Annotated in this window: 8 protein-coding genes and 1 tRNA gene (1 of these 9 only partly in view); 3 read left to right on the top strand and 6 right to left on the bottom strand. The window is 69.1% G+C overall.

What is annotated here, in order from left to right:
• Nucleotides 1–1254: the 5' portion of a murein biosynthesis integral membrane protein MurJ gene (gene murJ, locus ASF71_RS03785; RefSeq protein ID WP_369814952.1), read on the bottom strand. The gene continues 327 nt to the left of window position 1, outside the view; only the first 1254 of its 1581 coding nucleotides appear in the window; it begins with the start codon at nt 1252–1254; its stop codon lies off the left edge, out of view.
• Nucleotides 1255–1364: 110 nt separating this feature from the next.
• On the opposite strand from murJ, the gene ASF71_RS03780 reads away from it, so the two are divergent.
• Nucleotides 1365–1454 (top strand) — tRNA-Ser (locus tag ASF71_RS03780).
• Nucleotides 1455–1508: 54 nt separating this feature from the next.
• Here ASF71_RS03780 and ruvB read toward each other — a convergent pair.
• Complete coding sequence (gene ruvB, locus ASF71_RS03775) at nt 1509–2507, bottom strand: Holliday junction branch migration DNA helicase RuvB (protein ID WP_056294926.1); 999 nt, start codon at nt 2505–2507, stop codon at nt 1509–1511.
• A gap of 61 nt (nt 2508–2568) precedes the next feature.
• On the bottom strand, nt 2569–3264 hold the full coding sequence (locus ASF71_RS03770; protein ID WP_056294922.1) for an SCO family protein: 696 nt from the start codon (nt 3262–3264) through the stop codon (nt 2569–2571).
• Between the two features lie 125 nt (nt 3265–3389).
• Here ASF71_RS03770 and ASF71_RS03765 point away from each other — a divergent pair, with 125 nt between their 5' ends.
• Entirely contained in the window at nt 3390–3905 is a 516-nt protein-coding gene (locus ASF71_RS03765; protein WP_056294921.1) for a M23 family metallopeptidase, read from the top strand.
• Nucleotides 3906–3932: 27 nt separating this feature from the next.
• On the opposite strand, the gene ASF71_RS03760 is transcribed toward ASF71_RS03765, so the two are convergent.
• The 3 genes from ASF71_RS03760 to ASF71_RS03750 form a co-directional block, all read right to left on the bottom strand.
• The gene (locus tag ASF71_RS03760; RefSeq protein ID WP_056294917.1) at nt 3933–5024 is read right to left on the bottom strand and encodes a diguanylate cyclase; all 1092 of its coding nucleotides are present in this window, start codon (nt 5022–5024) and stop codon (nt 3933–3935) included.
• A 7-nt stretch (nt 5025–5031) separates the two neighbouring features.
• On the bottom strand, nt 5032–5586 hold the full coding sequence (locus ASF71_RS03755) for a GNAT family N-acetyltransferase (RefSeq protein ID WP_056294914.1): 555 nt from the start codon (nt 5584–5586) through the stop codon (nt 5032–5034).
• 84 nt (nt 5587–5670) lie between these two features.
• Nucleotides 5671–6276, bottom strand: coding sequence for a GGDEF domain-containing protein (locus ASF71_RS03750; protein ID WP_056294911.1), 606 nt, complete (start codon nt 6274–6276; stop codon nt 5671–5673).
• A gap of 287 nt (nt 6277–6563) precedes the next feature.
• On the opposite strand from ASF71_RS03750, the gene groES reads away from it, so the two are divergent.
• Nucleotides 6564–6851, top strand: a complete 288-nt coding sequence (gene groES / locus ASF71_RS03745; protein ID WP_056294908.1) for a co-chaperone GroES — start codon at nt 6564–6566, stop codon at nt 6849–6851.
• The last annotated feature ends 9 nt before the right edge of the window (nt 6852–6860 follow it).

Below are 6860 nucleotides of genomic sequence, written 5' to 3'. Positions count from 1 at the left end.
GACGAGCAGGCGGTAGAGGCCTACCTCCAGCACGAAGCCGATGGCGCTGACCGTCACGGCCTCACGGGTGCGCTCGCGGGCATAGAAGGTGCGCAGGAGGATGGTCACAAGCGCCCACGGCACGAGCGCCAGGGCCCAGCCGGTCAGGATGCCCGCGCCGGCCTCGAAACGCGGCAGGTTGTAGTCGGGGCGCAGGTTGAACACGCTGACCGCGAAGGGCGCCAGCGCCACGAGCAGGGCGCTCATGGGTGCGGCCAGGAAGGTGGTCGTGCGGATGGCTTGGGCGGTCAGCGACTTGAACTCGGGCCAGTTGCCCTCGGCGGCGTGCTGCGAGAAGCGGGGAAAGAGCGCGAGTGCAGGCGAGACCACGAACAGCCCGTTGACCATCGTGAACAGCGCCTCGGCGTTCGAGTAGCCCGCCTGCGTGCCCTGTGGGAACAGTTGCCCGTTGCTGAGCAGCCGCGTCACGTAGATGTTCAGGACCTGCCGGGCGCCGGCCGTGAGCGTAAAGGGCGCCATCTGCCGCAGTACCCGCCCCAGCGCCGGGTGGGACATGAGAGCGGGCGTGGGCAGCAGCCCAAATTTGCGAAGAGCGGGCAACTGCACCACGAGCTGCGCCACCCCGCCGACGAGCCAGCCGAAGGCCAGCCAGGTGGCCGTATCCGGCAACAGGACCAGCGCCACGATGCTGGCGATGTTGAAGGCGACCGGCGCAAAACTGCTCTCACGGAAGTGCTCGTCGGCGTTGAGCAGCCCCATGGCGATGCTCGACAGGCTGATGAGCATGAGGAAAGGCATCACCAGGCGGGTCATGTAGACCGCCAGTTCGCGGTCCACGTTCGACTGCCCGGCGAGCAGCAGGTCGACCACCCACGGCGCGGCCAGGATGCCCAGCGCCATGAGCAGCAGGTTCACGGCGATGAGGACGCCGCTGAAGGCCGAGGCGAGGCTCTTGCGTTCCTCGGCGTTCAGGGTCTTGTAGACCGGAATGAAGGAGTTGACGAGGGCGCCCTCGGCCAGCAGCTCACGCAGCAGGTTGGGAATGCGCACGGCGACCAGAAAGGCGTCGAGCAGCGTATTGCCGAACAGGTTGATGATCTGCTGACGCACGATGCCCGAGAGTCGCGAGGCCAGCGTGCCGGCCATGACGATAAGGGTGTTGGCCCGGAGGGACTTTTTGGGGGCAGGCGCGGGCGACGCCGGGCCCTGCGGCGGCAGACCCGGATCGGGAGCGGAGGGCGGGGAAGCGGTCACGGCCCGTACTGTAGCGCGGCCGATCCGGGCTTCCGCCGCCCCCCCCTCGCCAAGCGCGCGAAGGCGTGCTAAACTCCCGCTTGCCCGTTCGAAAGAACGACCAGCCGCGCGGAGAGGTGCCAGAGTGGTTGAACGGGTCAGTCTCGAAAACTGAAGTAGTCGCAAGGCTACCGTGGGTTCGAATCCCACCCTCTTCGCCAAACAGAAAGCCGCCCCCGGAGAACTCTGGGGGCGGCGCTCTTGTGGCAGCCGTCTCAGTTGATGAACATGCCGGGCAGGTCACTGTCCAGGCCGCCTACCGGCAACCCCAGGTGGTCGTAGGCGTGCGCGGTCGCCACACGGCCCCGCGGCGTGCGCTTGATGAACCCGAGCTGGATCAGATAGGGCTCGTACACGTCTTCGAGGGTCAGAGCGTCTTCCGAGATGGCGGTTGCCAGTGTATCCACACCGACCGGGCCGCCCGCAAAGCGGTGGATCAGGGTTTCGAGGTACTTCTTGTCGCGGTCGTCCAGACCCGCCGAGTCCAGGCCGAGGCGGTCGAGGGCGTCGTGGGCACGGTCCAGGCCGATCACGCTTTCGCCCGCCACGTCGGCGTAGTCACGCACGCGCCGCAGCAGCCGCTTGGCGATGCGCATGGTCCCCCGGCTGCGGGCGCCGACTTCCAGGGCCGCGTTGTCCTCCAGCCCGAAGCCCAGGAGCCGGGCGTCGCGCAGCAGGTTGGTGGCGATCTCCTCGGGCGTGTAGTACTCCAGGTGCTCGATGATGCCGAAGCGGCTGCGCATCGGCGCGCTGATGAGACCGGGCCGGGTGGTCGCGCCGACGAGCGTGAAGCGCGGCAGCGGCAGCTCAATGGTGCGCGCCGCCGGCCCCTGCCCCAGCACGATGTCGAGCTTGAAGTCCTCCATTGCGGGGTACAGATGCTCCTCGGCGACGCGGCCCAGACGGTGGATCTCGTCGATGAACAGCACGTCGCCTTCCTCGAGGCTGTTGGTGAGGATGGCGGCGAGGTCGCCGGGCTTCTCGATGGCCGGCCCCGAGGTCACGCGGATGTTGACCCCCAGTTCATGCGCGATGATGTGCGCCAGCGTAGTCTTGCCCAGTCCGGGGGGCCCGAAGAGCAGCGTGTGGTCCAGCGCTTCCTTGCGCCCGCGCGCCGCCTGGAGGTACACGCCCAGCTTGTCCTTGAGTTTTTCCTGCCCGACATATTCGGACAACCCTTTGGGCCGCAGTGCGGCGTCGAGCGGCTCAGTCATGGCCCCATATTACGCTATTTACGAAATCGGGATCAGGGCCTTGCGGCCAGCGGGGTTCGGCTCAGCCGCCGTACTGCGCGATGAGGGCCGGGAGGTCGCGCTGCAGGGTGCCGTCGATGGTCTCCTGGTTATCGTAGACGCGCACGAAGTCGCCCTGCGGCGTGATGACGCGCACCTCGTCTCCGTGGATGCGCGCGGCGGCCGGAGCGCTGACGTTGTCGTCGCTGTGGTCGGTCGCGCCGGCCGCCCCCGTATGGGCCCCGTGGTCCGCCGGCCGCGGCGCGATGTTGGACACGAACAGGGCGCGGGCCGCCTCGTCGATGGTCGCGGGCTGGCCGGTCAGCCCGGTGAAGGAGGCGTCGAACTTGTCGAGGTACTCACGCAGCAGAGCCGGCGTGTCGACCACCGGGTCCACCGAGACGAGCTGCACCTGCACCTTCGCGCGCTGCTCGGACGTCAGGGCGTCGTAGGTACCCTTGAGACTCGCCAGGGTGGCGGGGCACACGTCGGGGCAGTGCACAAACCCGAAGAACACCAGCCGCACCCGCCCGTCCGAGGCCGCCAGCGTGGTGGACTGGGCGCGGTCGCTGACGAGCCGCAGCGCCGGCACCCGCAGCGGGGTATCGAGCGCTGTGCCGCCCACAAGGGACTGGGGCGCGAAACTGCGGTAGGCCAGCAGCCCCCCCAGCAGCGCCGCGACGAGAAGCAGGGCAGCCGTGAGCCACTTGACATTGAACCGCTGAGCAGGGCCGGTCACGCCGCGCAGCCTAGGCCGCGGCGGTGGGGCGGCGTGTCCCCGCCCGGTACGTTTCTTCATATCCGCCCGTCTGTGCAACTTTTGCCGGAGTTCGTGAGTGCGGGTTCGCGGCATCCTGGAACGAGATGAGGCGGCTTGTGACCTGGGTGATCGTGCTGGCGGTGCTGGCGGGGGGAGCGTGGCTGCTGCGCCCGGCTCTGGAGCGGGCAGGGCAGTACGCGGCCCTGGTGGGATCGCCGGCCCCGGCCGCTGGCAGCCTGCCCACTCCCCTGCCGGGCCGCGCCCTGACCGACACCTGGGGTGCGGCGCGCAGCCAGGGCCGCCGCCATGAGGGCACCGACATCTTTGCGCCGCGCGGCACGCCGGTCCGGGCCACCACGCGCGGGGTGGTGGTTAACCGGGGCGAGAACACCCTGGGGGGCCGCACCATGATGATCCTCGGACCGGGTGGGCAGCGCCACTACTACGCCCATCTGGAGCGCTACCCGGAATTTCAGGAGGGCGACTGGGTCGAGGCCGGGGACACCGTGGGCTACGTGGGCGACAGCGGCAATGCGCGCGGTACGCCTCCGCACCTGCACTACGGCATCTATACAGCGTCGGGCGCCGTCAATCCCTATCCCCTGCTGCGGCGCGACTAGACCCGGCTTCCTTCTCCATCTCCGGGGTCAGGGCACGACCACCGTACGGCCGCGCCCACCGTGCTTGGCGGCGTACAGCGCCTCGTCGGCGCGCCGCAGGGCCTGCTGGGCCGACTCGCCGGGGCGCAGGTGGGTCACGCCGGCCGAGAAGGTCGCGTCGGCTGGCACGCTGCGGCGCAGGCGGTCGAGCCACTCGCCCACGGCCTGCGGAGAGTCGCCGGGCCACAGCAGGCTGAATTCCTCGCCGCCGTAGCGCGCCACCGTGACCTGCGGCGCCGCCGACGCCACGAGCAACCCGGCCAGGTCGCGCAGCAGGTCGTCGCCCGCCTGATGTCCCCGGCGGTCGTTGAAAGCCTTGAAATGGTCGAGGTCGAGCATGACGAGCGAGAAGTGCTGCCCGCTGCGCGCGGCGTGGGTGGCCGCGTGACCCAGCAGGACGTCCCAGCGGCGGCGGTTGGCGACCCCCGTCAGGCCGTCCTGTTGCGCCAGAGACTCGAATTGCCGCACGACCCGGCTTCGCTCGCGCAGCACCTCGGCTCCCAGGGCGGCCAGCGCCAGAAACAGCAGCGCCGTGACTCCCGTGAGCCCCCAGAGGCGCTGGCGATCAAGGGCCTGCGTCGTTTGGTCCCACACCACTTCGGCGTCGGCGCGGCGGACCAGGGCGGAGGCCAGCCGCCGCGCCGCTACCGCGACCTCGCGTGCGGCCTGCTGACGGGCAGGGGACGCCCCGTCGCCCGACGCTTCCAGCCGGGTCAGTGCCGAGAGCAGGCGGGCGAGCGGCGCGCGCTCGGCGTCCCCCCACACTGCCGAGCGGCGCAGCTCGGCCGCCAGTGTCCGCACCCTCTCCTGCGTGGCCCGGGGCGGCCGGGCAGCGGAAGAGGCCCGAGCCGGCGGAAGCCCCAGCCGGAGGGCCGCGACTTCCAGCTCGCGCGCTTGCCGGGTCACCTGGGTCAGTTCGATCAGGCGTGTCTGGGCAGCCGAGGCACGGTCCAGCACCCGCCAGACCTGCACCATGCTTAGGGCGAACAGGGACAGCAGCAGCGCCAGGAGCAGGCCCAGCAACGCCACACGCGGGCGCGCCGACACCCCCCGGTCCCGGGGCTGTGGGAAGGCGGCCACCGGCCCCTCAGGACGCGGCGGCCAGAAGCCGCGCTCTGGCCTGGGGCCATTCCTCACGGATCAGCGAGTACATCACCGTGTCGCGCCACGTCCCGTCGGGGCGACGCAGGTGGCGGCGCAGCACCCCCTCGCGCACGGCCCCCAGCTTCTCGATGGCCCGCTGCGAGCGCAGGTTCATGTGGTCCGTCTTGAGCTGCACCCGCTCCATTCCCATCTCCCCGAACGCGTGGGTCAGCAGCAACAGCTTCATGCGGCGGTTGATCCCGCTCCGGTGCCAGCGCGGGTGCAGCCAGGTCCAGCCGATCTCCAGTCCCCCGTGCTCGGGGCGCAGGTCGCCGTAGCGGGTGCTCCCCGACGCCTCGCCGCCCACCTCGATCACGAAGGGCTGCTGGTCCGGGGCCGCCAGGGCCGCGCCGTAATAGGCGGGATCAGTGGGCGGCGTGCCCATCCAGCGCAGCTCCGGCACGCAGCTCTGGGCCAGGGCACACAGTCCAGGCACGTCAGCCTCAGTTAAGGGCCGCAGCGTCAGTTCGGCGTCCCGCAGGCTCAGGTCATGGCGCATACCCGAGGCTACCCCAGCTCAGGTGAGCTTCCTTGAACATGTTGCGTCTGGTCACCCAGCAATTCTTAGGGCTCCAGCACCGGCTCACAGAGCGCCCCGGTTCTTCTCGATCAGGTCGTCGAGCGCCCGGCGCAGCAGGCTGGCCTCGGTGCAGCCCAGCGCCCCCGACAGCTTGGAGAGGCGTTCGAGCTGGCTTCTGGGGTAGTAGTTGGACTTCAGGACCATCCGGCTCTCGACATAGATGCATGCGCGGCCCCGGCCCTCGCGCTTGGCCCGCAGCATCGCCTCGTCGGCGGCGCGTTTGAGGTCGCCGTAGGTGGCGGCGTGCGCCGGGCGCGCGGCCAGCCCCACGCTGAGGCCCAGGCCACGCGGCCACTGCGGGTCACGGTGGATGTGAAAGTGCTTGATGACCTCGTCGAAGAGGATCAGTGCCGTCTCGGCCACCGTCTCGGGCAGGAGGACGGCGTACTCGTCCCCCCCGACCCGTCCCACCACGCTGCCGGTCGGCAGACTGCCCGACAGCAGGCGCTCGACGACCTTGAGCACGCGGTCGCCCTCGCTGTGACCCAGCGTGTCGTTGACGTTCTGGAAGTGGTCGAGGTCGATGACCCCGAGGGTGAGCGGGGCGCTGCCCAGCCGGGCGAAAGCTTCTTCAAAGGCGGTGCGCGACAGAATTTCGGGACGGGGCATGGGTTCCTCCAGAGCAGCGGAAGAGGGCGGCTGGGCAACTCGGAGCCGCAGGTAAGGGGTGATGTATTGCCCCTCTACATATATATGTCTAAGCTATGGCAGTGCAAGACCCACCCCTATTTCCGCGTGTGGGTCGGACCTGAGCGCCCTAGACTCAGATTCTCAGCCTTTCCTATTTGACATTTTTGTGGGCAGGGGTCTAGGATTCGGAGCGGATTGAACGGTCTGGGCGGCAAAAACTGCTGCACGGGCCCCGCTCCCCCACTTCACTCACAGGAGGAATACTCATGCTGAAACCTTTAGGTGACCGCGTTCTGGTCGAGATCATCGAGGAAGCCGAGCAGAAGACCGCCGGCGGTCTGTACGTCCCCGACAGCGCCAAGGAAAAGAGCCAGCGCGGCAAGGTCGTCTCGGTCGGCACCGGCAAGCTGCTGGACAACGGCACGCGCGTGGCCCTCGACGTCAAGGAAGGCGACACCGTGTACTTCGCCAAATACGGCGGGACCGAAGTGACCCTCGAAGGCAAGAACTACAGCATTCTCAGCGAACGCGACATTCTCGCCATCGTCGAGTAATTCCTTCCT

The organism is Deinococcus sp. Leaf326, from assembly GCF_001424185.1.
In the GTDB taxonomy this organism is placed as follows: Bacteria; Deinococcota; Deinococci; order Deinococcales; family Deinococcaceae; genus Deinococcus.
This window is presented reverse-complemented; position numbering and strand designations above follow the sequence as displayed.

Excerpts from the sequence above, each read along its gene's own strand:
- ruvB (WP_056294926.1), bottom strand. The coding sequence starts at position 2,507 with ATGACTGAGCCGCTCGACGCCGCACTGCGGCCCAAAGGGTTGTCCGAA.
- ASF71_RS03765 (WP_056294921.1), top strand. The coding sequence starts at position 3,390 with ATGAGGCGGCTTGTGACCTGGGTGATCGTGCTGGCGGTGCTGGCGGGG.
- ASF71_RS03755 (WP_056294914.1), bottom strand. The coding sequence starts at position 5,586 with ATGCGCCATGACCTGAGCCTGCGGGACGCCGAACTGACGCTGCGGCCC.
- ASF71_RS03750 (WP_056294911.1), bottom strand. The coding sequence starts at position 6,276 with ATGCCCCGTCCCGAAATTCTGTCGCGCACCGCCTTTGAAGAAGCTTTC.
- groES (WP_056294908.1), top strand. The coding sequence starts at position 6,564 with ATGCTGAAACCTTTAGGTGACCGCGTTCTGGTCGAGATCATCGAGGAA.